Origin of the sequence: Oceanobacillus sp. FSL W7-1293 (assembly GCF_037969815.1) — a bacterium.
Lineage (GTDB): Bacteria > Bacillota > Bacilli > Bacillales > Amphibacillaceae > Oceanobacillus > Oceanobacillus oncorhynchi.
In genome coordinates, this window is sequence record NZ_CP150212.1 from 466,158 (window position 1) to 489,757 (window position 23,600).

Genomic DNA, 23,600 nt, shown 5'->3' on the forward strand with positions numbered 1-23,600 from the left:
ATAACTCATTATTCGTCTCAAGGAGGAGAAAAGATGATTAAAGCCGTAGAAGTAAAAAATATCCGAATCGGTGAAGGGATGCCAAAGATTTGCATCCCGATGGTTGGCAAGACGGTTGACCAGTTGATAGAAGAAGCAGATTTTCTGAAAAGCCTGGAATGTGATGTAGTTGAATGGCGTGTTGATTTTTTTGAACAGGTTGAGGATATCGCAAAAGTAAAAGAAGCCCTTACGGAGATACGTAAGGTGCTTCCGGAGATGCCTCTGATATTTACTTTCCGCAGCTTCAAAGAAGGTGGAGAAAAAGAGGTTTCTGTTGATTATTATTTGCATCTGAATCGTGAAATGAGCCGGACAGGGCAGATTGATATCGTTGATGTCGAGCTATTTAATCAACCCGAAGACGTAAAACAAATCATTGAAGCCGCGCATGAACATGGTGTATTTGTTATCATTTCCAACCATGATTTTAACAAGACGCCAGATAAAAAAGAAATCATAACCAGACTTCGCCGGGCTCAGGAACTGGGCGGCGATTTACCGAAGATTGCTGTTATGCCGGAAACAACGGCAGATGTACTGACATTATTAGATGCTACGAGAGAAATGAAGGAGAAATTTGCTGACAGGCCGATTATTACGATGTCAATGGCAGGAAAGGGAGTTATTAGCCGTCTGGCTGGGGAAGTGTTTGGCTCTGCATTAACATTTGGTGCGGCAAATAAAGCATCAGCGCCCGGCCAGGTTGCAGCCGCGGAATTAAAACGGACGTTGCATCTGCTGCATCAGAGTTTGTAAAATGAAAAATCCAGTTAACGAGGATAAGAAGCTTCCTATATAAAGAAAAGGGATGATTTTAGCTATTCATGTGAAATGTTTCACAAAAATATCATGGGTCATTGGATTGTAGTGTACAGGTAAAATAGAAAAAATCAATGGTATGTTATCAAAAATTCAGGAGGGAATTAACATGGCAGATCAAGGCAGAATTGACGGAAGAACAAAATTGATTGGACTGACAGCAACACCTATTGGACATTCTTTATCTCCAGCAATGCATAATATGTCTTTTCGGGAATTGGGACTAAATTATGTCTATATGGCATTTGAGGTAGATAACAAGCAGCTGGAGGATGTTGTCACCGGGTTCCGGGCCTTAAATTTACGCGGATTTAATGTTTCCATGCCGAACAAAACAAAAATACTTCCGTTACTGGATGAATTAACAGATGGAGCGCGTTTTGCAGGTGCTGTGAATACCGTGTTAAACGATAATGGGCGGTTCATAGGCTATAACACAGATGGAATCGGCTACTTTCGCAGCTTGAAAGAAAATAATATCGATGTAAAAGGAAAGAAAATCACCCTTCTGGGAGCGGGCGGAGCTGCAACGGCAATTGCTATTCAGGCAGCTTTGGAAGGAGTAAAAGAAATCTCCATTTTTAATCGAGATGATGAATACTTTAACCGGGCGGAAAATAATACGGTGATTATCAATGAAAAAATGGAAGGTGACTGTATAGCAAATGTATATCGGTTAGAAGATCAAGAAAGGTTGAAAGAAGAAATTGCAGCAAGCGATATTTTAACAAATGCAACAGGAGTTGGAATGAAGCCGCTTGAAGGGCAAGCCTTAGTTCCTGATTCTTCTTGGCTGCGTCCAGAATTGATTGTTTCCGATGTAGTCTATATTCCGAGAAAAACAAAGCTGTTGGAGATGGCGGAGACCGCTGGCTGCCAGACAATTAATGGTCTTGGGATGATGCTTTGGCAGGGCGCTGCCGCATTCGAACTATGGACAGGTCAGGAAATGCCTGTGGAATATGTGAAAAATCAGATGTTTTAATCACACTGTATTAATTTGGAGTAAGAAGTCATCGAAATATCATATCCAATCTTATTCTGTGGGGGGTTACGCTTTTCTCCCGCAGAATGAAGTTTCGCTTTATATCGAATAAAAAAGTCCTTCAATGAGAGGAGAAAAAATCATGAATACGAAAAGATATTATCCAGCTGCATTGGCACTCTATATTACTTTTATTATCCATGGTATTGGAGTATCTATTCTGGCACAATATAAAGATGAGCTGGCAGAGCTGTGGGGAGCAGCAACGCTGCCCAATGGCGCGTTGGATGTAAGTATCGTTTTTACTGTTATTGCTGCATTAGGGCTGGGGCGTCTGATTACACTGCCGATTTCAGGACCTGTTTCCGATAAATTTGGCAGAAGAGTTTCCAGTCTGATTGGTGTCGGTTTATATGTATTATTCTTTGTCGGAATCATTTTTGCTCCTAATTTCTATGTTGCTTTTGTCTTTGCTTTGTTAGGAGGAGCTGCCAATTCCTTTTTGGACACCGGAGTTATTCCATCCCTTATGGAGATTTTCGGTAAAAAGGGCAGTATAGCGAATATGTTCACTAAGTTCTCTATATCTATCGGGCAGTTTGTATTACCTTTTATGATAGGATTTGTGGCTGCCAGCCAAATGTCATTCCAAACCGTTTTTTACTTTGTAGCGATTCTGCTCGCTATAGACGGTGTGTTACTTGCTTTTGTGCCATTACCGCCAAATAGCAGTATCCAAAAGACCGATAAGAACCAGAAGAAAGAAAAAATGAAATTTACAGCGACAAGCGTGGTCATTATTCTTATTGCATTTACATGTACTTCTACATTCCAGCTTTGGCTGAATGCCAACCAGGAATTAGGAACGTTATATGGCATGGAAAATCCAAGCACGATTCAATCCTATTATGCCATCGGATCTATTGTTGCTGTATTATTAACGGCTGTTTTCATTAATAAAAAATGGCTCAAACCAGTTCAAGTGCTTATTTTATATCCGGCGATATCAGCGGTTATGCTGCTTATTATTTACTTTATAGAAACGCCGGCTATTTTACTAATCGGCGGGTTTATTCTCGGATTCGCTGCAGCTGGAGGAGTACTGCAACTAGTAACATCCACAGCAAATGAACTGTTTCCAAAGCATAAAGGAAAAATCACATCCATTGTTATGATTTCCTCCAGTCTGGCCAACTATATTATTTTAAGTGCAGCAGGTGTGATTACAAGAGTTGGTGGTGTAGACGGGCCAAAATATGTCTTATTGTTTAACTTTGCCATAACAGCTATAGGTGTGTTGCTTGCAATTTACGTCAATAAAAGATATAAAAAAGAGAATGAAGGTATGGTAGAAGCTGCGTAAAGCGTGTTACAGTGATTTAAGCACGGTTCTATTTCAAATCGAATGGAATGACATAGGAAGCACCATACAGCGGGAGAGGACAGTCTCTCCCGCTGGTAAAATGACAGAAGTCCCATGGTTGTTCCAGAGGGGATAATTACTTTGATGGTGAATGAATGGATACTAGCTGAAAAGGTGATGCAAAATGAAAGAGAAGAAAAAATTCCATTATGCTTGGGTGGTCTTAATTGTCTGCTGTATGATCAATTTTGCCGGCTTGGGTACAATTTTCAACACATCGGGTATATTCTTTCCTTCTGTTACAAAGGAATTGGGGATTGGCACAGGAGATATGTCTTTATACATGACTTTTCTATGCTTGGCAATGTTTGTGGCTTCTCCTTTAGTAGCAAAATTATTACCTGAAATCGATGTCCGCATTACATTATCTGTTGCCTTTGTGGTAGCTCTTTCCGCTATTGCTGCCATGTCATTATATACAGAAATATGGCAATGGTACCTTTCTGGCATCGTTATCGGATTTGCCGGGGCATTTATTTTTTATATTCCTATTCCGGTTATTGTTCAAAATTGGTTTCACAAAAAAACGGGAATGGCTTTGGGAATCATCGGTGCTTTTACAGGCATTGGAGGAGCAATTATGAATCCGGTGATTGCTTCTTTCATCGACAGCTTTGGCTGGAGAACTGCATATGTGATCACAGCGATTATTATCGGAGTGATTGTCCTGCCTTTCACCATTTTTGTTTTACGCTTTAAACCAGAGGATAAAGGGTACAAACCATACGGCTATGCAGAAACCTTAGAAGATCAAGAAACCTTTACAAAAGAAAATGAAAAGGGCGTACCTGTTAAAGTTGCTATTACGAGTTTAGCTTTTTTCTGTGTAATCATCATTGCTTCTTTTTCCGGATTGATCAGCGGATTAAACCAGCTGTTAACCTCCTACGGTAATACCGTTGGGCTAACTACTACAGCAGCCGCTACGTTAGTTTCGGCTTCGATGATATCGAACCTGCTTACCAAATTTCTCTTTGGAGCAGCCAGTGATAAATTTGGCGTGAAAATGACGTTGATTGTCAGTGTGCTGTTGATTGCATTTGGCTTCAGTCTATTTTTCATATCTCATGGAACCTATGCTACCGTGTTTACTGCTTCCCTTCTGTACGGTATTCATGCATCGGTTATTATCGTCGGGCTGCCATTGATTACAAAAGAATTATTTGGCAAGAAACATTTTGTTGAAATTTTCTCTTATGTAACGATGGGACAGGCATTAGTGAAATCTTTCGGATTTGCGGTATTCGGCTATATGTACGATCTTTCCAACAGCTATGAACCAGCCTTTATGTTAGGAATTGTTATCTGTGTGCTGATGGCTGTGTTGACAGTCGGAGCATTTCGGAGCAGGAGAAAAATGGAGATTGTTAGGGAGAAAGAGATTGGGGAAAGTATGCAGTGAAAAGCTTTTCTAAAATCATGTACAAGAATATTAGTATAATTGTAAAAAAAGTATATTGATCGGAGATTGACTGCTTTCTCCCAGGAGACTGAGACGCATTGTAAGGCAGGCTTTTAGACGGTGGAAAAATAGCATCGAACAAAGAAGTTTTCATCGTGGAACTGACAGTATGTTGCAATCATCTTTAATCTGCAATTAGATTCCTTACACCTTTCATAATTGATTCTTCTTGTACATACGCTAAAGCAAGGAGGATGATAAGATGGATAAAACAGATGAGCCAATGAAAAGAATGGCTAATTTGCGATTATCACATGCGGGATTTGCCCAGTACTATAAGGAATTATTAAGCAGAAATCATCATCTTTTTAAGGGAAGCCGAAAAAATAAATCTCACCAGTATTTTTTTCAGAAGGCTCATCGGGCGAATTCTTTTGATATTACATAGGATTTGCTTGAGGACAAGATAGAACGAAATTTCATTCAATAAGAGTTTTACGGACAAATCTCCGTGATAAACCAGCTTCAATATTGTTTTGACCGTTTGGTATACTTAGATATCAAGCGGTTTTTTATGATGGTTAAGAACGATTTTAATCTACATTTGAAAGCAGGAAATGCGTTTGCGTTATCGATAAAGGGTAAATATGTAACGATAAAGACATCTTCTCTTTTTATCGTGCGGGAAACAATGCTACAATAATATAATGTCATACATTCTGCTGAAGCGGAATGTAACTTTGAATAGGGATGAGGCAGCTGGTAAAACAAAATTGCTGTCTGTGATGGATAAAAAAGACAATTATACATGTTTTATATAGAGCAGCAGGAGGAGAAATCATGGTACGGACGAAACAGGACGTAGAACGGTTAGAAGCGGAGCTGAACCGGATATACGAAAGCATCGATATGAACTCGGAGGAGTTATTTAACAATCGAATCAAAGGGATATGGCAGAGACTGAAAACAAGCTCAGGAAATGAACAATTAAAGACGATGCCTTTAGCTGCAATGTTAACAGTGAATAAAGAGCTCCCTGTAAACACTCTAACGAATAATGGGCTGAAAACAATGAAAGATTTAGCGGATAAAACATCTCAGGATCTGGCGCAGCTGGATGGAATGGATGAAAAAACGGCAGAGCACATTTATCAGGCAGTTTCTAAAATAAAAGAAGCAGTATATGAACAGGCAACGCCACGTGTGAATCCGGATGATATTTCTGATGAAGATGTTCATTTGCTGGAATCGATTTATAAAAAATGGCATTTGTTAAATATTCTTGAAGAGATGCAGGAGAAATTTCAGGAGTATTATGATGAAACGATATCTGATATTGAAATGGCCAAGAAACAGAAAGGATTTTTTGCCGGTTTATTTCAGCCGAAGGAGGAGAAGGAAAAAATCCGGTCTGCTTTTGCCAATCTAAATAAAAACAAGCATCAAAAGGAATTAAAACAGATAAAGAAAAGATTAGATTATATGCTTGATTTTGAAGTGAGTAAAGAAGAGCTCAAAAAGCATTTTGAAACAGAAAATGCCTTTTACTATACAGAAATTGAAAAAGCAACGGACTTTGACTCGAAGAATATTTCGGAGAGCCTGCCGGAAGAAGTGGCTGAAGCAGTAAATAACCATCCGCTTGATACGAATGGACTGCATATTACCTTAAGAAATTATCAAATTTTTGGTGCGAAGTATGCATTGCTTTATAAAAAGACGCTGCTGGGAGATGAGATGGGCTTAGGAAAGACGGTTCAAGCGCTTGCTATTCTCAATCATCTCAGGCAAAACGATCAGGGACATGCTGTCATTATTTGTCCACTGAGTGTGATTTCCCACTGGAAAAGAGAGGTGGAACAGCGGTCTGATTTACAGACTTTTATTTTTCACGGCAGCAATCGTGAGAAACAGTTTCAAGCCTGGCAGGAAGGCGCCGGTATTTTAATAACCACCTTTGAACTAGCGGGCAATCTGCCATTGGAAGATAGTCAACATTTTGACGCGTTGATTGTTGATGAGGCGCATTATGTGAAGAACCCGAATACAAAGCGCTCGCAAAATGTTTATCATTTGGCAGACGAAGCGGAGTATGTCTTATTTATGAGCGGAACTCCACTAGAGAACACGGTAGAGGAAATGATGCAATTGGTCTCTGTCCTGCAGCCGGAAGTTGCGGAGAATTTATCAGAGGAGCTGCTGTTGAGCAAGCCGCAAGCATTCCGTGAAGCAATTGCTCCGGTTTATTTAAGAAGAAATCGGAAGGATGTATTAAATGAACTCCCAGATTTAGAAATTATTCCGGAATGGGTTCCTTTTGGAGAAAAGGAAGAGAAATATTACCAGCAGGCAGTAAAAGAGGAGCAGGTCATGGCAATGCGCCGTGCAGGCTGGCAGGGCGGAACTCCGGATGAATCACCGAAGCTCAAGAAGCTGCTTGAAATCTGTGAAAATGCAAAAGAGAATGGACATAAGGTACTGGTATTTTCTTATTTTAAAGATGTTATCCAGACAATTAGCGGGAATTTAGAAGACAGAGCGCCTCGCGTCATTACTGGGGATGTTTCCAACCATAAAAGACAGGAAATCATTGATGCCTTTACAGCGGATGAAGCTGGTTCCGTTCTCGTCAGCCAGATTACTGCCGGCGGTGTCGGGGTGAATATTCAGGCTGCCAATGTGGTTGTTTTATGCGAACCGCAATGGAAACCGACAATGGAAGAACAGGCAATCAGCCGTGCTTATCGAATGGGGCAATCCCGCAACGTTGTCGTTTATCGCTTATTAACGGAAGAGAGTATTGATGTGGCAATGCTTGATGTATTAGGGGAGAAAGCGAATCTTTTTAACCTGTTTGTGAAAGAGTCTGACACAGCATCACGTATATTGGATGAGCAGGAGCAGGAAGAGGAAGAAGCTTCTATTCAGAAAAAAGTGCTGGAGCAGGAGAAAGAGCGGTTTATGGAGTCTGTGCGTTAAGGAACTCTTTATCATCTTTCTTATATGATGTTTTGCAGAGCATGTTTCACCTGCAAGGATGTCGGGAAAACCTTCTATAACGAAAAAGGAGGATTCCATGACATCATTTAAAGAAAGAGCCAGATATGCCCGTTTTAAAAAGGTTCTGGGAGCTATTCTTGTTATGCCTATCATTGCTGTACTTGGATTTTTAGATGTCATTCCGGTATCCAATGCAGTTTCATGGTTGGCCTTAGCAGCTTTTATTGTGAGTTTAATTGTATTTTTCGTTTCATTTAAAGGAAAGAAGCCGCAAGTTTAAGGGGAGAATAATGAAAAAGATTAGTTTAGCAGTTCTTATAAGGGAGAGGAGAGCATGGTCTGTGACGATGCTCTTTTCTTATAGGGAAGTAGTATTAGTTTTTTCGAAGCAGAAGTGAAAAAACGATACTTGTTTTATTTCAGAATAATTGCTAAAATAAATATAATTCAAAAGAAAGGAAGTGTTCTATTGTTTACAGTCCCCGTTATACTAGAAGAAAAAGCAGATTACATGAAACATGATCGGCTGACGAAAAAGCTGATACAAGAGTTTTTCGAGGAATTTATCGAAGGCTTCTTCCCCGACCTTCATCCCTACATTGATTTCTCCAACGTCACATTTCTTGAACAGGAAGTCTACCTGGATTATCTTGAAGGCTCCAAAAAGGAAATTGACGTGCTCGTCGAAGTAAAGTTGCATCACGAGGATAAAATTCTCCATATCCACACCGAAGCACAATCCACCCATGAGGCAGATTTCCCCGAAAGAATGTTTCTCTACTTCAGTTATCTTTACGCTAAACACCGCAAACCAATTCAACCTATCGCCGTTTTGAGTTATAATAGGAAACAAGAAGAACCCACGCAATTCAAAGTCGATACACCTACCCAAGAAGTACTTCAATTTAACTTTTTACAATTACAATTAAGAAAGAAAAACTGGAAAGAATATATTCAATCAGACAACCCGATCGTAGCCGCATTGCTTAGTCAGATGGGCTATGAAGAACATGAGCGTGTCCAAGTAAAGCTGGAATTTTTGCGTATGATTACCCGGATGAAAATCAATCCGGCGCAAATGGAGTTTCTTTATGGTTATTTCGAAACTTATTTAAAACTAAACAAAGAGGAGGAAGAACAGATGATGGAGAAAATGGAAAACTTGCCGGAAGAGGAAAAAGAAATAGTCATGCAGCTGCCGAATTCTTATTTTGAGAGAGGAAAGCAAGAAGGAATAGAAGAAGGAATAGAAGAAGGGATAAAAAAGCGGAACCAGGAATTAGCTTTGAAACTGATAGCAAGAGATATGTCAATCAGTGACATTGCAGAGATCACAGACTTAAGCGAAGCAGAAATTAAAAGGCTTGCTAGTGAGTAAACAAATAAAATAGATTATCTGTTTCAATAAACAAACAAAGTGAGCTGGTTTCATTGTAAATTGGCTCACTTTGTTTATATGAAGCAAAACTTATTTAAAACTAAATAAAGAGGAGTAAGCGCAAATGATGGAGAAAATGGAAAACTTGCCGGAAGGGGAAAAAGAAAGGGTCATGCAGCTGCCGAATTCTTATTTTGAGAGAGGAAAAGAAGAAGGAAGAAAAGAAATTGTTTTAGAATTGCTGGATAAAGGGATGTCCATCAGTCAGGTAGCGGAAATTACAAAATTAACTGAAAAAGTAGTGGAAAAGCTTGCGGGTAAATGATGTTGCCGGAAAAGTAATTATATATATCAGTAGCCTAAAAGGGAGCGGTTATGAAACCTGCCCCTTGTCATGTGAAAGTTACGATTGAATCCAAATAAACACATGAATACTCCCACCACTTCATTTCTACTGAAATTTGAAGTGGGGGTTTCTGGAGTGTCGACTTTCAAGATGACGATTAACCACCAGTGGAGTTGACACTTTGGTGTGCTAAAAACACCCAACCCCGCTATCCCATTGGTCCTGCCTTTGGGACTACTTTTATTTGAGAATGATTGCTGCCGGTCGAAGCAGCATCTCAATGCAAGCGAAGGGTTCTTCAAATGCTTCCCGAAATATTTTCCTCATAATATTTCCGGCTCCATTGACATCGGCGTTCATCATAACTCCATTCTTGGACTGATAAAGCCCGCGTTTTATTCGCTTACCTGAAAAAGCTTTTTTTGAAGTCTTTTCACCGTAAACAGGGATTTCATCCTGATCAAGAAAGCTCGCTTTCGATGTGTAGGATTCTTCTGTCACAATGACGTTGATTCCATGTCTCTGAGCTTTGTATTCGATCATTTGCATCAAAAGACAATGCGGAATGGTTGTAAACGATTGGTTATTTCGTTTCCCCATCTTGGCATGTTGTTTCCACGCTTTATTTTGCCCAATGATGATCGTATCAATGTCTTCTTCAAGGGCTATCCTTTCAATTTGATAACTCGTTTTATGAAATAAATCTTTGATTTGATTAAAGCGTTTGTAGTTGATTTTCTCCAATCGTTTCGACGTAAACAGACCTTCATTGGTGTTTTTACCCTGTCTAAGAATTCCGTGGTAATGCGCTTTCAATTGGTTGTAGCGTTGATTGATGGATTTGATATTTTTGCCCTTCACTACAACAGGCTTTCGTCCTGTATTGGTGACAATGGTTGCAAAGTTATCTATTCCTAAATCAACGGACATGTACCGTTTTTTCGATGCTTTCATTTCTTGTTCTGACGGCATTTGAAAAATCAGTTCTACGACGTAGTGACCATACTTTGGGATGATGCGGACTTGTTTCAGTCTTCCTTCCGTAAACCCTAATTTCCCGATGTTTAAACGTTCCTTCGTTTTAGGAAACTTCAAAAACTTATTCTCTTTTATGACACAATCTTGGTTTGAAAAAAGAACTTCTTTTTCTTTCTTACGATGATATCCTGGAATTTTTGGTCTTGCTTTAAACTTGGAAGGGTTCGTTTTATATTCTCGTAAACTGCCATAAAATGCTTTCCAATTTTGGAACACCGTTTTCATAACCCCCTGACTCGATTGCGTGGGCAGAGAGCGATAATCTTCTTGCGCCATGGATTTAAAAAGAGCATCCAAAAAATTGTAATCAACATAAGGGTTTTCTTTAGAAGGTTCTTTGAATAAATGACACTTGATTTCTTTTCGTTCTCGGGCGGGTTTGGAATGTTCTTTTACGACCTTCTTTTGATAAACAACGAATTGGTTATCGTTGATTATTGGCATATGTTTTTGGATAGCGTCTAACACTTCTTCTTGAAGCGGCTGCAACGCTTTCTCCTGCGTGAAAGCCGTAAATACTTGCCGGATATAAAAATTGGTCGTGTTATACATATTCTTTGCATGTTGACACATTTCTTTGAAATATCCGTACATACGATGATTCTTTTTTACCCATATTTGCATCGTTTGGTAATTCGCCATTTACTTTCCACCCTCCCTTCACATCGAACGAATGTTCTGTAACTTATTTTACTATAAAGGGAATAAAAATTCTAGCGGAAAAAGCGAAAACCGCCAATTCATCTCCCACCTAAAATTCCATCGAATTTTTGAGGAAGGAGTCCTCTTGGCTGAAATGATAGAAGAAAACATAAATTAGTAAAAGAATGCTAACAAATAGAATCGTTTGCCACCTGGCAAAAAGAAAGGCAGCGCTCGTGTCACCAAAGGGAGTTTGTTTCCAAATAGAAAATAAAGCATCTCCGAAAATATATACAGCATTGAAAAATAAAGAACCACCAATAATAAAGTTTGCAAAAGAATGGTTAAAAATAAAAAAGATGCACGCTGCCAGGCTGAAAAAAATAACTGTTTGAAAAATAAAACCCGCCATTATGTATAAAAAAGACCATTTACCTTGCGGATCATATTTTAAATAGCTCTCTATATAATTTCCGTCTTTGTCATTCGGCGCCACCCATTGCGCATCTTTCCCTTTCAACGCAACATGAGGGGGATATTCAAAGAGTTTTATCCGGATATTGTCTTTATGGATTCCTACAATAAAACGGCCGGCAAGGTAATGCCCCAGCTCATGAAACCATACATGTAAGAGAAGAAGAAGATATCCAAAGATAAACCAAGATACTACCTGCATGAATTTACAAACCTCCCATTATTCCAGGTTATAAATCCCTTCCCTAATCTAGTATCTGTAAAACTGTAGTTAAGGAAATTAGACAGAATTTAGTAATAGAAAGTTGCTTTACTCGCATTTTATTGTCTACATATGAAGCCATAATTGAATAATACTCACCCCCAGCCCCAAGGCTAAAGGTACGATTCTTGTTAAATTCAATCCAGTTAAGGTCACGGTTGCTTTTTCTAAAGGATCCTTGGCAGGGGAAGCTAAATAATGGATAAATCGCTGCCAGGCTGTTTGTTTTTGCCTGCGTTTCTGCTCAGGGACGATTACCTGAAATCGATCCAGTTCTTCCTTTAGTTTATCTTCTTTATTAAATTCATTTTTCAGCATGAAAATCCTCCTCCAGGTCGTTTTTTAATGTGTTCATTGCCTTATGCAGTCTCGATTTAACGGTACCTATCGGGATATCTAATATCGATGCAATGTCATTTTGCGGCAAATCTTCATAATAAACAAGTAAAATAATCGCCCGCTGTTTATCGGGTAAGTCGGCGATGGCCTGCTGGACCCACATTTTTTCATCTATGTTTATCGCGTGATCTGTTTGTGGAACCAAAAATGGCAAAAGAGACCGCCATTTCTTCCGTCTGTTTAATTTATTTATTAGTAAGCGGTAAGCGATTTGGAATAAATAAGCTTTGACGGTTCCTTTGTCAGAGCTAAATGTCTGCTTTTTCTTCTGCAGGATTTCAAACGTATCATGAACAATATCGATACTGAGCTGTTCTTCCTGTGTGTAGCGGTATAGAAAGCAGTAGAGTGGTTTGTACAGACGTTCATATAATTGTGTGAAGCCTGTTTCGTCTCCACTTTTGTAAATTTCCATCCACTCTTCGTTACACCTCATCTTTTTTATCCTCTAGGTGGGCTTTGATGGATTTTAATGTCATAGAGATTCGGGAGATGAAATAACTAACAGTTACGATTACCCAAGCTTGAGCTTGATTGGATAAAAATTGCACCCAAGCGTTTTCTATATCTTCTCCGTTAGCCAGTAAGAAGAATAATAGTAATGTACAGAGAATGGTGTAAGTTGCTACCACTATAGTAACAGTGTCAAATACATTCCATCTTAAATAGACAGTGGTCTTTTTATAATCTATCTTTCCATTTTCTTTAACAATATATTTACGATTAAATGGTATACTGACTGCCAGGATTAGTATAATCTGTACCCCTACTGCGACCAAAGAAACAATATACCCTGTACCCATACGTAACTCCTCCTATCTTTTATATATTTTCTCTGTAAGCATCCTAAGCAACAAACGAAACCCACTCAAAATAAAACATATTGATAAAGCTTCAGCCAAATATAATTCAATATATTTCACTGTACATGCAGTATATCAAAAAAGAAAATCATGGGACCTCAACTTGTCATCTTATAGGTTTTTTTCAGCATGTTTCTGATTAAATTTTTGTATATGCTTATTGTTTTTAGCGGTAAATGCAAACATGATATTAATCAATACAGGGTATAAGCTCCCTAAAAAGAACCTCCAATCATTTGTGATGAAAGAAATGAATATGAAGACAATAAGTACACCAGCTGTAATATGCATTGATGTTCATTCCTTTCCCTCCCCTCCCTCCCTGTTTTATCTATAGCTATTCTCATTCGTTTTCCTAATATGTTTATTTTTGTCTCCTACTACAATCGCAAACATAAGGTGAAGAAAAACTATAATTAAACTGGTCAGTAAAAATGACCATCTGTTAGTTAGTATTGAGATTAATGTAAATACAATGATTATTACCACGCCAACACGAATAACCCCTTTTGTATACTTCTTCATTTTATTTACTCCCCCTTCTTACTGACTATACAAATGAACGAGGCAAAAGGTTCATAAAAAATAAAAAAAATATTCTAAAATCATGTTAGGCTAAGAATATCAATCAAATTTCCCACAGAAAGGATGGTTAATAAAGATGAATAAAACGATCTATATTATCCGCCATTGTGAAGCAGCAGGACAAGCTCCAGACGCGCCTTTAACAGCGAAAGGAAAAGAGCAGGCGAAGGATCTGGCTGTATTCCTTTCCAGCAAAAAAGTGGATCGTATTATTTCCAGCCCGTTTCTACGGGCGATACAAACGGTAAAGCCTTTTGCTGAAAAGAACAATTTAAAAATAGAGACAGATAGCCGTTTGAAAGAGAGGGTACTCAGTACCGTTTCGATGCCAGATTGGATGGATAAACTTGAAGCAACGTATACCGATTTAGATTTAAAATATGAAGGCGGCGAAAGCAGTAAGGAAGCAACCAGGAGAATAATGCATGTAGTGAATGATTTGCGAGAAAGTGATGCGAAGAGCAGCATGATGGTTGCCCATGGAGGAATCATCTCTCTGCTTTTGCATTATTACGATAAAAGTGCGGGATTTGAGGTGTGGAGTAAACTTAGTAATCCCGATGTTTATGAGCTGCAGATTTCAGAACATCATCACCAGCTTAAGCGGATATGGATAGAAGCGTAAAGAACGAAAGATATGCAATTTGTCATCCAATAATCAGTTTAACAGGCCATGAATCTCCGAAAAACATATTTAAAAATGCAGCAACCGTCATTCAACTGGCGGTTGCTGCATTTTTAAATGCCTTGTTTATAAACGCCGTAATTCCATTTTCGTCCGTTTTAAAAAATTTAGTCATCCCACCAGCTTGTTTCCATATCAATCAGCCAATGGTTTTTTAACATCAATGCACGTTCAATAGCTGCGATGATCCCGGCGATGAGAAGTGTCGTATTTAGCCAAGAAGGAAGAATGATTGGCGAATCAAAGGAACCAAATCGATTTGCAATAAAGGGAATCTCCGAAATAAGCGAAGCCAGCTGCGGAAGTCCAAGCAGTAAAGAAATCAGCAGGACAAAAACGGCAAGCTTTCCGATAATAGAGCTGATTTCAGGAAATTTGGCATCGAAACGCATGCGCAATCCTTCTGCTGAGCGGCGATCTGGTGAGAGTACAAACTCGCGTTCATCTTCCGTAATATAATGAATTCGTTTTAAACCATATGTCGTTGCTGCAGCTTCAATAACTCCTCCGGGAACCGGAAAGACAGCTGGAGTAGAAGCTTTTGCATGATGCTTTCCATCACGGTATAAATCGATGGACTCATCTTCATCAAAGTAATTAACATGGACCGTATAGGTGTGCATTTCTCCATCATCTTCATGAAGTTTTATATAAAAAAGGGAACGATAAAATATTTCATAAAAACGAAAGGGTTTTAACGCATGTCCATCCCCGCTCTTTACCTTTTTTGCTGCTTTTTCTCTGCGCTTGCTTTTTAAAAAACGAAACATGCTATCCTGCCTCCGAATCGTGTTCTTTTAATAGATAATACGAGCAAAAAGAGAAAAGGTTTCTTATAATTTTCGCTTTATTATAGAGAATCGCCTGTAAACCTTCCTCTGGTTTTATGATCGCTTACCTTACTGAAAAAATGATCAGAAAAAATAGAGAAGCGGATTTTTTGTATGAAAAAGTGCTTCCTTGCTCATAACTAAAAGATAAGATGAGGGAAAGGATGCGGGCAATGGATTTCATTAATCAGATAGAAGATTTAAAACAGAAGAATAAAGATTTGCAAATGAAGTCCGTCATTATTAATGATGTTCCTTATGATGTGATTGGCTTTGAAAGCTTGGTGGATTTTTCGGCTACATGGGAAATGGTGGAGACCCTGGTTCAGCATGAAGAAGAAAAAACACCAGAGCCAATGGGCCTGCATTCTAAAAATACATCCTGGAAGAAAATAGAATTCAGCAAACAAATTAAAACATTATATGAAGGGAAAGTAATCATCTGGAATCGTGCGGAAGAAGTGTCATTAATTATTGATCCTGTTTCTCAGCCGCTTTACAGAAGTATTGAAGTTCCTGTCAATGAATCCATTATTTACGGCGCAAAGGATGCATTTACGGAGAATAGCCAGCAAAATATCGGGCTGTTACGAAGTAAATATCAATCAAAAGATGTGGAAGTAATCACAACACAGCATGGAAAAAGAAATCGCCGCTTTTCTTTTCTTATTTTAAAAGGTACGACAGAGGAACACATGGTAGAGATGATCAAAAAGAAAATTGAGGATTTTCCAAATGAAATCAAACAAGTGAAGGACGTTCACGTTGCATTTGGCTTTTCTAAATTTTCATTAATAACAAGGGTAAACTCTACAGAGCTTCCTGAAAATGCCATGGAATACATAGAGCAGGGGAAAATTGTATTCTTTATGGATGGTTATCCGTTTGCGCTGGTATTGTTTAATACGGTTTTTGATGTGTTCAAACAGCCAAGTGACAGTAACTATCTGAGTGCATTTGTGTATTCTTTATATCTCCTGCGTATTGTTGGAATTATGATTGCTATATTGCTGCCAGGCCTATATGTCGCGCTGATAACAATAAACCCGGAAATGTTAAAAGTCCAGCTGGCCTTATCGATAACGGAGAGCCGGCAATTTGTACCTTATCCTGCTTTTATTGAAATTATCATTATGCTGCTTTTGATTGAATTGATTACGGAGGCAGCAGTTCGATTGCCTCTTTCAATATCCAATACGATTGGTGTCGTAGGCGGTATTATATTGGGGCAGGCGATTGTAGAAGCCAGCCTTGTGAGTGGGGTATTGATTATTATTATTGCTGCGACGACGATTGCAAATGGAATTATTGTTAACTTTGAAAATGGGATTACGCTGCGTTTGATGAAATATATTATTGTCGTTTTCTCCGCCTTGTTTGGAATTCTGGGACATGTCATCGGTCTGCTGGTTTTATGCTCCTATGTTGCCCGAATCACGAGTTTTGGAGTTCCTTATGTCCGGTGGAAAAAGGAAGGGATTCAAAGTGAAAATCAATAATTTATTGATTATAATCTTTTTTTTAGTCACGAATATCGGGGTTATGTTTCTGCTGTATCCCAGCCTTATCCTGGATACAGTAGATAATGGACATTGGCTGATTGTTCTTATACATGGACTTTCACATATAGCTCTTTTTGGCATGCTGTTATTTGGTGTATCCAAGTTGAAGGAACCCAATATTTTAAAAAATTTGCCAAAAAAACGTTGGGCTGTATCCCTTACTTTACTTGTGCCAATCAGCCTTTTTATTATTGGAACAGTGATTATTGCTATCCGTACCTATGCAGAGTTTACTACGGTATTATTCTTGAATCAGACACCCATGTTCTATGTGATGGTCATCTTCATTACAACGGCTGGTTATATTGGTCTTGGTTCGATGGAAAGTATCTTCCGGACAACTTTTTTAATAGCAGCTACTTCTTCCTATGTCATTGTCGTTATTTTCATATTATCTTTTTTCAATGCGGAATGGTATAACTTCTTTCCGGCGAAGGTAAGTAACTTTGATTTTTTATTGGAAATGCCTTTTATCACAGGTTTTTTAATATTATCTCCAACCTTTTTATTTATCGCCTTTTTACCAAAAGGAAAAAAATTCAATTATAAAACGGTTTTCTGGTTTTCGTGGTTTTTGATTCTATTTATATTTATGGCTGCTTACTCGCCCATGCTGGTATTTGGAAATGAAATAGCGCGGAATTTCACCTTTCCATATATCGAAATGTTAGCTACGGTGGATATTGACTGGTCTATCTTTGAAACACTGACAAGTCTCTTTGGGTTGAGTCTTCTTATCTACGCAACGTTATTTTTAGGAATGCTTCTGCATATTTTGCGGATGTTATATCAAAATATCTTCCATACGAGCAAGCTTCATGCATCGATTGCAATGGTTATTATAGTTATCTTCATTACAGCTGTAGCAAATATGATTTCTACGTGGGAGCAAGTACAATCTCATATCATTTGGATTGTGCCGCTTCGTTTTTACACCTTCATCAGTCTGCTGATCTTCATTTTTTGGATAGGAAGAAGGAATAGACATGAAACGTAATTATTGGATAAAGATAATCATTTCTTTCGTGTTGCTGGCTTTATTAAGCGGATGCTGGGATTCCAGAGACATTAATTACCGTTCCACGCCTATTTTAATGGGGGTAACAAAGGATGAAGATTTGTATCATGTGTTTTTGGTTATCCCGGTTTCCGTAGTGTCTGAGCAGAGGAATTTGGCGAAGGTGGACGGCAAAGGTGCGACGATTGTGGATGCTATTGAACAGCTCAAGAAAAAAATTGAAACAACCATTGATTTAGAACATATTGGTTTTGTTGTGTTAGGTGAAGAGCTGGGAAAGGAAGGGATTGGAAAAATTATTAATACCTTCATGCGAATGAGAGATATGCCGGCAACACCAACTGTGGCATTTACTAAAGAAGATATGGATACCTATATTGATCAGATGATCAATACATTTCAAAAAGTAGGAGTACCTATATTTGGGTTTTTGGAAAAACAGACTGGTTGGGAAATTTATAGTCCAGAAGTCAGTTTATGGCAGGTGTACCGAGGTATTCATTCATATACCTCTGATATTGCAGTTCCCATCATCAGCTCAAATGAAAATTTGGAAATGGATTACTTTGGCGCATTGGTTCTAAAGAATGGAAAGATTGTTGAAACATTAGATGATTTAGAAGTGCTGCTGATGAATTTATTAAATAATGAAGAAAATGTTATTAAAACGTTTATAACGATTGATGAGACAACCGATGTAGAGCTTGTTGAAAGAGATGTAGAGTACGATTACAAATACAATGGCGGTGAAATCGACTTGACCATCAAGCTGGAATTCGTGATGATTGTTGCTGAAGCAGAGGATCATTTAGACGATGAAGATATTCAGAAGAAATTTGAAGAGAAAGTGGAAAAGGATACGCTTCAGCTCGTTGAAAAGCTGCAGGATAAACATGCAGATGTTCTTGGAATCAGTAACCGAATCAGGAAAAACTATACCCATAATGAACTGAAAAACTTTCTCAATGAAACGTATCCGAATATAAATGTAAAGGTAGAAGTAGAAGCGGTCATCGAGAATAACGGTAAAATACGAAATTTAAATAATGATGATTTTGAAGACTGGGATAAACAAAAACAGGATTAGTTGGAGAAAAGAACTCTAGATATTGTAAATATGGTATCTGGAGTTTTTATTATATTTTGTGATTTATTTCCTCGTTGACGATGATTTTTGTCTGGCTTTATCGGCGATTCTTTGTGAAAAAGAGGTTTGTAAATGAGAAGAATGCTGCAGAAAGAAATTGTGGAAAAGCTGATAGATAAGCAAAGTTGATTAAATGCTGGACGCGTAGATTATCTAGCAGGCTTATTAAAGTAATTCTTCGGAACATATGATAAAATCAATGTATATCAATTTTGGAGGGATAGCTATGTTTGGGAAGCTTTTTAAAAAGAAAGAAAAGCAGGAAATTGAATTATTCGCCCCCGTTGACGGGGATGTAATTCCTTTGGAAGAAGTACCTGATCCGGTATTTGCTGAAAAAATGATGGGGGACGGAATTGCGATTAAACCATCTAACGGTAAAGTCGTATCACCTGTTGACGGAGATATTGTACAAGCATTCCCGACAAAGCATGCTGTAGGGATTAAAGCTGACAATGGTGCCGAAATTCTGATTCATATTGGATTAGAAACGGTTTCCTTGGATGGAGAAGGATTTACCATCCATGTAAAAGAAGGAGATAAAGTGAAAAAAGGCGATGCCCTTGTTGATGTGGATTTAGATGTGGTAAGTGAAAAAGCTGCAGATACGGTCACGCCAATGCTTATTACGAATATGAGTGATATCGAAGCATTAAATAAACAAGATGTGAAGCAAGTACGTGCGAGTGAAGATGTTGTGATTACTGTTAAGTAAATGGGGTAATGAATTAAATTGGTGGTTTTTCGCTTTAGGGCGGGAAACCACTTTTTTATTAAAAAATTCATTGAGTACAGACATGAATAACATTGCTTCTGTATGAAGTATTCAAAGGGAACATTTAAAATAATAAATGCATAGGCTGCACAGTAGGGAATTTACCTAAAGTGATTCCATTTATAAGTGAGGTGGCTAGTAATGTCTAATCCATATAACCCAAATCAGCATATGAATTTTTATAATCAACAACAACCTCAACATTATCAGCAACAGCCGAATATGGGACAGCATTAGATGGAGCAGCAGGTGTTGTCCACGGTGTCTCCAGTAATCAATCACGGGATGCGGGAAGCGCAGCATCTCGGTTATCCGCATGCATTAAGAGAGGCTGTAGCAATTGCATATTTGATGGGGCAGGGATAGGATTTTCATTCAGCGTGGCAAATGGTAGAGTCTTGGTGGAGGCCCCAAACTCCTCAACAGCCTGGGACTTTTTATTAAAAAACACTATAAATCATGATAAAAATGCCGATTTCCAATCGGTATTTTTTATTGGTTACAATATGACATTTTTCGAAGAAAATAAATAGTACAGAATAGCCTTCTCCCTTATCCATCAGCTAGCTGTTATAAATTAATTGGTCTTTTTTGTTGAATTTAAAAATATTGTCGAAAAAGTTTCGTATAATTGTATACAATTATACGAAACTGTGATATGATATCGAAAAGTTTTAATTTATACAATTCAGAAAAGGAGGTATACATAATTTTGCAAGCGGTTTCTTTTTGAAAAAAGAGGAGGGAAAAAATGAAGAAGTTTCAAATAGCAAAATTACTTATTGCACTATTAATTTTAGGGATTATTTTAGCAGGATGTTCTAACGATGGGGCGAATAACGAGGCAAACTCAGAAGGAGATGTAGAATGGCCACATAATACTACGACGCTTATTCTTCCGTTTGATGCCGGAGGGAGCTTGGATAGTATGATGCGAGTTATTGCACAGCAGTTAGAAGAGGAATTAGATACAAAAATACAAATTGATAATCGTCCCGGGGCAGCTACACAGGTTGGAACTACCGTTTTTCAGAATGGGAAAGATGATGGATCTGTTATATTTGGCGGCACGCAATTATACTTAAGTGCCAGTATCCTGCTACAAGACGCAGATTATGACATTGATGATTTTTCAATGGTAAATATTGAACAATTTGATCCAATCACAATAACTGTGCATAAAAATTCGCCTTTTGAAACATTTGAAGAGTTAATTGAGTATGCAGAAGAAAACCCTGGTGAACTTAGTTATTCTACGGTAAGCGGTGGGCCATTACATCTTACCGGAGTACTGTTGGAAGAAGAGTTAGGAATTGAATTTAAACCAGTATTTTATGATGGCGGAGGGGAAATGCGTAATGCCCTTTTAGGAGAGCATGTTGATTTCATGATAGGTAACGCTTTGGGGGATAGCGCAATTGAAGATAATATTAAAGTTCTATCTGTAGCTTCAGAAGAAAAAATGGATTTATGGCCAGATGCAGAACCTATAAATGATGTATTAGCAAATTATGATGTAGAAGTCCCTTTAGTAGGATCTGTTAGGTTCTTAGCTACACATGATTCTTTTAAAGAAAATAATCCAGAATTGTTTGAATTACTTACAGAGGCGTATCAAAATGTATTCGAAAGTGAAGAGTATCAAGATTATATCAAAAGTAACAACGCACAAGAAGTAAGTGAATTTCGTGGCCCTGAGGAAAGTGATGAATTAAATCACTCTCTACACGACTTATTAGATGAATATAAAGACAAACTTAAAGAAGAATAATACAACATTAAAAGAAATTAAACTAGAAAACTATATTGGTTCCACTTGAATATTTTATAAGTCATGAACCTTTTATTTAAAATTCATGACTTTATTTTTTTCTAAATTTTTTATTAAGGAGGGGTAATGTGGGAGGATTAGGAAAATTTTTTAATGCATTTGTGCATCGCGTTATTGTTGCCACAGGTATCCTGATTTTTTCAGTAGTATATTTAGTAGATATTAGTTCACTAAACAGCGCACAGGATAAACTTATGGTCAATCCGATTATTTGGATTATTATTCTACTTTATCCACTAATCATATGGAAAGAATGGAAGGAATGGAAAGAAGTAAAACAATCTGCCGATACAGGTGAAAAAGAATCCGATGAGGTAGATGAATCTTCTGCTAAACTAAGCAAAAAAGTATTTTTGTTTATGTTATCAACTTTAATTTATTTAGTATTAATGAATTATCTCGGCTTTTTAATTATGACAATTATTTATGTGCCAACCCTAATGTGGATATTAGGGACAACTTCCAAGAAAGTTTTAATTATTTTGCCGATAGCGTTTACATTGCTTCTTTTCTATTTATTTAATAATCTTTTGGGAATACCTATTCCATCAGGTTTACTGTTAGAGGGGGTATTATAGATGATTGAATGGCAGTCATTAATGGATGGAATAATCATGTTTATGAACTGGTTCAATTTCCTGTTAATTATACTAGGTCTACTTTTGGGAGTTATTTTAGGGGCTATACCTGGTTTAACAGGATCACTAGGTATTGCATTGATGCTTCCAGTTACGTTCACAATGGAACCGTTATCTGGACTTGTTTTTTTAATAGCGATCTATACAGGAGGTTTGTTTGGCGGAGCAATAACAGCAGTTTTAATAAATACTCCTGGTTCTCCAGCAGCGGTTGCAACTACTTTAGATGGTTATCCAATGACAAAACAAGGTCAGTCAGGAAAAGCCCTAGGTCTCGCTGTAGGTTCTTCAGCTATAGGGGGGATGATCGGAGGAATTGTACTTTTATTAATTATTCAACCTCTTGCTTCATTTGCATTAAAGTTTGGCCCAACAGAAATGTTTCTTGTGGCAGTATTTGGTTTGACGATTATATCCTCGATACAAGAAGGTGGCTTTGTTAAATCAATTTTTGGAGGTTTATTTGGTGTTTTATTAGGAACTATTGGTATGACAGATACAGGGGCGGTGCGAGGTACTTTTGGTAATGTGTATTTATTGGATGGAATCCCAATGATTCCTGCATTGATTGGTTTGTTTGCAGTATCCGAACTCTTTTTTCTCGCAGATAAACAATTTGTAGCTAAGCAATCATCAAATCAAAATTTAACTTCTCAAATGTTAAAAGGTATCAAATCAATTTTTAGATATCCATTTAATTTAATCAGATCAAGTGCGATTGGAGTTTTTGTTGGTGCTTTGCCAGCAGCAGGTTCCACGATTGCCAGTTTACTAAGCTATAATGAGGCGAAAAGGTTTTCCAAGACTAAAGATAAATTTGGTAAAGGCAATGAGGAAGGAATTGTTGCAGCTGAGTCTGCTAATAATGCTTCTGAAGGAGGAGCACTTGCTACGATGCTTGTCTTAGGTATTCCAGGAAGCGCATCTACAGCAATGTTACTTGGAGCTATTATTATGCAAGGCTGGGTTCCGGGACCGAGACTATTTATTGAGCAGAGCACAATATTATATGGTGTTATTTTTTCAATGATTGTAGGATTGGTTTTCTTAATTTTTGTTGGAGGAGCAGTATCCTTAGGGGCAGGTCGTGTTATCAATATTCCTACTAGGATTCTTATCCCCATCATCATAGTATTTGCTTTAATTGGTGCATTTGCTACACGGAATTTATTATTTGATGCCTTTTTAGTATTTATTTTTGGAATTATTGGTTGGTATTTACGAAGGAATAAATATCCTGTCATGGCGGTCGTACTTGGCTTAATTCTTGGTCCAATTGCAGATTCAGAATTATTGAAAAGTGTACAGCTTCATGGTAGTGAAACGATTAATGCCTTTTTAACTCGCCCTGTAAGTATAATTCTAATTATCATTACTATCTTAGGTGTATTCTTGCCAATTATCCTTGATAGATTAAACAAAAAGAGTAAAGTTTCCTAATAAATAGGGATAATAA

Annotated in this window: 24 protein-coding genes; 18 read left to right on the top strand and 6 right to left on the bottom strand. The window is 37.8% G+C overall.

Translation table 11 applies throughout. From position 1 onward, the window contains the following. Positions 1 to 33: 33 nt before the first annotated feature. The 9 genes from aroD to MKY65_RS02455 all read left to right on the top strand — a co-directional run bounded on the left by aroD (position 34) and on the right by MKY65_RS02455 (position 9,374). On the top strand, positions 34 to 798 hold the full coding sequence (gene aroD, locus MKY65_RS02415) for a type I 3-dehydroquinate dehydratase (RefSeq protein ID WP_339181987.1): 765 nt from the start codon (positions 34 to 36) through the stop codon (positions 796 to 798). A gap of 172 nt (positions 799 to 970) precedes the next feature. After that, complete coding sequence (locus MKY65_RS02420; protein WP_339181989.1) at positions 971 to 1,846, top strand: shikimate dehydrogenase; 876 nt, start codon at positions 971 to 973, stop codon at positions 1,844 to 1,846. 142 nt (positions 1,847 to 1,988) lie between these two features. After that, a complete protein-coding gene (locus MKY65_RS02425; protein ID WP_339181990.1) occupies positions 1,989 to 3,209 on the top strand; it encodes an MFS transporter in 1,221 nt (406 codons plus the stop codon). A 184-nt stretch (positions 3,210 to 3,393) separates the two neighbouring features. Further along, entirely contained in the window at positions 3,394 to 4,671 is a 1,278-nt protein-coding gene (locus MKY65_RS02430; RefSeq protein WP_339181993.1) for an MFS transporter, read from the top strand. Between the two features lie 262 nt (positions 4,672 to 4,933). Continuing rightward, entirely contained in the window at positions 4,934 to 5,119 is a 186-nt protein-coding gene (locus tag MKY65_RS02435; protein WP_339181995.1) for a hypothetical protein, read from the top strand. A 392-nt stretch (positions 5,120 to 5,511) separates the two neighbouring features. Further along, the gene (locus MKY65_RS02440) at positions 5,512 to 7,650 is read left to right on the top strand and encodes a DEAD/DEAH box helicase (protein ID WP_339181997.1); all 2,139 of its coding nucleotides are present in this window, start codon (positions 5,512 to 5,514) and stop codon (positions 7,648 to 7,650) included. Positions 7,651 to 7,747: 97 nt separating this feature from the next. Then, a complete protein-coding gene (locus MKY65_RS02445) occupies positions 7,748 to 7,951 on the top strand; it encodes a hypothetical protein (protein ID WP_339181999.1) in 204 nt (67 codons plus the stop codon). Between the two features lie 189 nt (positions 7,952 to 8,140). Next, positions 8,141 to 9,049 (top strand): Rpn family recombination-promoting nuclease/putative transposase, encoded by a 909-nt coding sequence (locus MKY65_RS02450; protein ID WP_339182001.1) that lies wholly within the window; start codon positions 8,141 to 8,143, stop codon positions 9,047 to 9,049. Positions 9,050 to 9,173: 124 nt separating this feature from the next. Then, the gene (locus MKY65_RS02455) at positions 9,174 to 9,374 is read left to right on the top strand and encodes a hypothetical protein (protein WP_339182003.1); all 201 of its coding nucleotides are present in this window, start codon (positions 9,174 to 9,176) and stop codon (positions 9,372 to 9,374) included. A gap of 261 nt (positions 9,375 to 9,635) precedes the next feature. Here MKY65_RS02455 and MKY65_RS02460 read toward each other — a convergent pair whose 3' ends face one another. The 5 genes from MKY65_RS02460 to MKY65_RS02480 form a co-directional block, all read right to left on the bottom strand. Continuing rightward, positions 9,636 to 11,075, bottom strand: a complete 1,440-nt coding sequence (locus tag MKY65_RS02460; protein WP_339182005.1) for a transposase — start codon at positions 11,073 to 11,075, stop codon at positions 9,636 to 9,638. Between the two features lie 109 nt (positions 11,076 to 11,184). Next, positions 11,185 to 11,751 carry a hypothetical protein gene (locus tag MKY65_RS02465; RefSeq protein ID WP_339182008.1) on the bottom strand — a complete coding sequence of 189 codons (567 nt, stop codon included), beginning with the start codon at positions 11,749 to 11,751 and terminating at the stop codon, positions 11,185 to 11,187. A 126-nt stretch (positions 11,752 to 11,877) separates the two neighbouring features. After that, the gene (locus MKY65_RS02470; protein WP_339182011.1) at positions 11,878 to 12,129 is read right to left on the bottom strand and encodes a hypothetical protein; all 252 of its coding nucleotides are present in this window, start codon (positions 12,127 to 12,129) and stop codon (positions 11,878 to 11,880) included. After that, complete coding sequence (locus MKY65_RS02475) at positions 12,116 to 12,625, bottom strand: RNA polymerase sigma factor (RefSeq protein WP_339182014.1); 510 nt, start codon at positions 12,623 to 12,625, stop codon at positions 12,116 to 12,118. Before MKY65_RS02475 ends, MKY65_RS02470 begins: the two co-directional genes overlap by 14 nt. 10 nt (positions 12,626 to 12,635) lie before the next feature. Then, entirely contained in the window at positions 12,636 to 13,013 is a 378-nt protein-coding gene (locus tag MKY65_RS02480; RefSeq protein WP_339182016.1) for a group-specific protein, read from the bottom strand. Between the two features lie 721 nt (positions 13,014 to 13,734). Between MKY65_RS02480 and MKY65_RS02485 the strand changes: the two genes are divergently transcribed. Beyond that, on the top strand, positions 13,735 to 14,283 hold the full coding sequence (locus MKY65_RS02485) for a histidine phosphatase family protein (protein WP_339182018.1): 549 nt from the start codon (positions 13,735 to 13,737) through the stop codon (positions 14,281 to 14,283). A 167-nt stretch (positions 14,284 to 14,450) separates the two neighbouring features. Here MKY65_RS02485 and MKY65_RS02490 read toward each other — a convergent pair whose 3' ends face one another. Next, the gene (locus tag MKY65_RS02490) at positions 14,451 to 15,113 is read right to left on the bottom strand and encodes a hypothetical protein (protein WP_339182020.1); all 663 of its coding nucleotides are present in this window, start codon (positions 15,111 to 15,113) and stop codon (positions 14,451 to 14,453) included. 233 nt (positions 15,114 to 15,346) lie between these two features. Between MKY65_RS02490 and MKY65_RS02495 the strand changes: the two genes are divergently transcribed. From MKY65_RS02495 to MKY65_RS02530, 8 genes are all read left to right on the top strand, one after another. Further along, positions 15,347 to 16,672 carry a spore germination protein gene (locus MKY65_RS02495; RefSeq protein ID WP_339182022.1) on the top strand — a complete coding sequence of 442 codons (1,326 nt, stop codon included), beginning with the start codon at positions 15,347 to 15,349 and terminating at the stop codon, positions 16,670 to 16,672. Then, a complete protein-coding gene (locus MKY65_RS02500; protein ID WP_339182024.1) occupies positions 16,659 to 17,732 on the top strand; it encodes a GerAB/ArcD/ProY family transporter in 1,074 nt (357 codons plus the stop codon). The genes MKY65_RS02495 and MKY65_RS02500 overlap by 14 nt, the downstream gene beginning before the upstream one ends. Then, on the top strand, positions 17,722 to 18,840 hold the full coding sequence (locus MKY65_RS02505) for a Ger(x)C family spore germination protein (RefSeq protein ID WP_339182027.1): 1,119 nt from the start codon (positions 17,722 to 17,724) through the stop codon (positions 18,838 to 18,840). Before MKY65_RS02500 ends, MKY65_RS02505 begins: the two co-directional genes overlap by 11 nt. A 286-nt stretch (positions 18,841 to 19,126) precedes the next feature. Continuing rightward, on the top strand, positions 19,127 to 19,615 hold the full coding sequence (locus tag MKY65_RS02510) for a PTS glucose transporter subunit IIA (protein ID WP_339182030.1): 489 nt from the start codon (positions 19,127 to 19,129) through the stop codon (positions 19,613 to 19,615). A gap of 297 nt (positions 19,616 to 19,912) precedes the next feature. Further along, positions 19,913 to 20,041 carry a hypothetical protein gene (locus MKY65_RS02515; protein ID WP_339182033.1) on the top strand — a complete coding sequence of 43 codons (129 nt, stop codon included), beginning with the start codon at positions 19,913 to 19,915 and terminating at the stop codon, positions 20,039 to 20,041. 385 nt (positions 20,042 to 20,426) lie between these two features. Next, positions 20,427 to 21,446, top strand: a complete 1,020-nt coding sequence (locus MKY65_RS02520) for a tripartite tricarboxylate transporter substrate binding protein (RefSeq protein WP_339182036.1) — start codon at positions 20,427 to 20,429, stop codon at positions 21,444 to 21,446. 128 nt (positions 21,447 to 21,574) lie between these two features. Further along, positions 21,575 to 22,084 carry a tripartite tricarboxylate transporter TctB family protein gene (locus MKY65_RS02525; protein WP_339182039.1) on the top strand — a complete coding sequence of 170 codons (510 nt, stop codon included), beginning with the start codon at positions 21,575 to 21,577 and terminating at the stop codon, positions 22,082 to 22,084. After that, a complete protein-coding gene (locus tag MKY65_RS02530) occupies positions 22,085 to 23,584 on the top strand; it encodes a tripartite tricarboxylate transporter permease (RefSeq protein ID WP_339182041.1) in 1,500 nt (499 codons plus the stop codon). Positions 23,585 to 23,600 lie beyond the last annotated feature (16 nt).